Source organism: Undibacterium sp. TJN19, from assembly GCF_049339485.1.
GTDB lineage: Bacteria > Pseudomonadota > Gammaproteobacteria > Burkholderiales > Burkholderiaceae_D > Undibacterium.
In genome coordinates this window covers 1-256 of sequence record NZ_JBMPPL010000092.1, presented here as the reverse complement: position 1 = coordinate 256, position 256 = coordinate 1, and the positions used below count along the sequence as shown (strand labels likewise).

The following is a 256-nucleotide window of genomic DNA, read 5'->3' as shown; positions in this document are numbered from 1 at the left end:
ACACATCCGCAGTCAATGGCGGCCAAAAAATCACCATGGGTGCCGGTAACGACACCGTGATCTTCGATAACATCCAAGACACACGTGCTGGTCTGACCATCTCCGACACCGTTGCTGGTGGCGCAGGGTCAGGCGACACACTGGTCATCGACGGTGACCTGACAGGCGCCAGCCTGGGCGACACCATCGCCCTGGGTGCTTCTGAATGGACCAACGTCTCTGGTTTCGAAACCATCCGCCTGGTGGGTACATCCAA

1 protein-coding gene is annotated in these 256 nt (G+C 58.2%); it reads left to right on the top strand.

Translation table 11 applies throughout. The features are described 5' to 3' along the window. Positions 1 to 256: hypothetical protein (locus ACO0LH_RS28675; protein ID WP_422944558.1), on the top strand; the 256-nt coding region annotated here is incomplete at both ends.